Here is a 1994-nt window from a genome sequence, read left to right on the forward strand (position 1 = left end):
CAAATGGCAATGTTTATTGAAATGGAATTAAATCATGAAGGATATAAGGTCGATGTAGCTTATGATGGACGTGAAGCTCTTAATATAGCTGAGAAAAACGAGTATGATTTAATACTCCTTGATATTATGATACCAGGGCTTAATGGAATAGAAGTTTGTAGAAGAATACGACAATCATCTAGAGTACCTCTTATTATGCTTACTGCAAAGAGTGATATATCGGACAAAGTTCTAGGGCTAGATGTAGGTGCAAATGATTATCTTACGAAACCATTTGCAATAGAGGAGCTATTAGCAAGGATAAGGGTGTATGAAAGAAATAAATCCATAAGTAATAAGTCAGATGAAATTAAGGTAAAGGATATTGTTATGGACAATAAAACTCATGAAGTACATAGGAGTGGCAATATAATTGAACTTACAAAAAAAGAATATGATCTTTTAGAAATACTATTAATAAACAAAAATGTTGTGCTTTCAAGGGAGCATTTAATTGAAATAGTATGGGGTTATGACTATACTGGGGATACCAATACCGTCGATGTATTTATAAGGCATTTGCGAATTAAAATTGATGATGTATTTGACGATAAACTTATAACTACTATAAGAGGAGTAGGATATGTTATTAAAGAGGATTAATTATGATTTTAAATTATTAAGAGTGCAAAAATCTCCATAAAATTAACTATAGTTTATGCTGTAATGTTCGCATTACTATTACTCATTTTAAACGCCTCAATACTATACGGGGTAAAATATTACTTGTATAGCCAGGCAGATAAACAAATAGAAGATGTTAAAACAACAGTGTTAAATAGGATTACGTCTCAAAATGATAATATTAATTTAGCAAGTAAGGAAATTATATTAGATGTTCCAACTAAAGAAAATATATTTATAAATATAGTACAGAAAAATGGCAAACTAATATATTCATCAGAAAGATTGGAGCATAAAATTAAATTTGAAGAAGCTTTTGATAAAATAGGAACTTTCAAAGAAGAAGGTCTCATATATAAAAATTTAAGTGTTGAAACTAAAGATTATGGCACGATATACATTCAAATAGTAAAAGATATGGATAATGAATATGGCTTCATGGAAATTCTCTTTGCTATTATGGCAATAGCTGATTTTATAGGTATTATTGCTTCAACTATATTAGGATACATTATAAGTAAAAAAATGTTAAGACCTATTGATAAGATAATTAAAGCTGCTGACAATATTAGTATTAATAATTTAAAGGAAAGAATTGAAGTTACTGGTCCTGATGATGAGCTTAAAAGATTAGGTAATACTTTTAACAATATGATAGATAGGCTTCAGGGGGCTTTTGACAGACAAATTCAGTTTGTATCCGATGCTTCCCATGAACTTAGAACTCCCATTGCAGTTCTACAAGGATATGCAAACCTACTTGATAGATGGGGAAAAGATGACAGAGAAGCCCTAGAAAAATCTATTTATGCTATTAAGCTCGAAACTAGTTATATGGCAAAATTAGTTGAAAATTTATTATTTATCGCCAAAGGTGGTAGCGAAAACCAAAGAATAGAGAAAAAGGAATTTTGGCTTAATGAACTTATTTATGAAGTGATAAAAGAAAGTAAACTTATAGATAATACTCACATAATATCCAGTGACAGAAATGATACTGTGAGTATATTGGCGGATTCTAAAATGATAAAGCAAATGATTAGGATTTTTATTGATAATAGTATTAAATTCACACCAGAGAAAGGCAAAATTGATATTAGTTCAGAAGTCAATAATAAAACAGTAAAAATTACTATCACTGATAATGGCATAGGAATACCAAAAGATGAAATACAAGATATATTCGAAAGATTTTATATCGTAGATAAATCTAGATCTAAAGAAAAAGGTGGCTCAGGACTTGGATTGTCTATCGCTAAATTGATTGTGGATATACATAAAGGAAGCATAAATGTAGAAAGTAAGGAAGGTATCGGAACAAAAATAATTGT

Annotated in this window: 2 protein-coding genes; both read left to right on the forward strand. The window is 29.4% G+C overall.

All coding sequences use genetic code 11. From position 1 onward, the window contains the following. A partial coding sequence (locus KPL51_RS22960; protein ID WP_216166748.1) for a response regulator transcription factor occupies positions 1 to 642 on the forward strand: 642 nt, incomplete at its 5' end. A gap of 123 nt (positions 643 to 765) precedes the next feature. After that, positions 766 to 1994 (forward strand): ATP-binding protein (locus tag KPL51_RS22965; RefSeq protein WP_244998179.1); only part of this gene is annotated, 1229 nt, incomplete at its 3' end.

This window comes from Clostridium bowmanii, assembly GCF_018861315.1.
Lineage (GTDB): Bacteria > Bacillota > Clostridia > Clostridiales > Clostridiaceae > Clostridium_AD > Clostridium_AD bowmanii.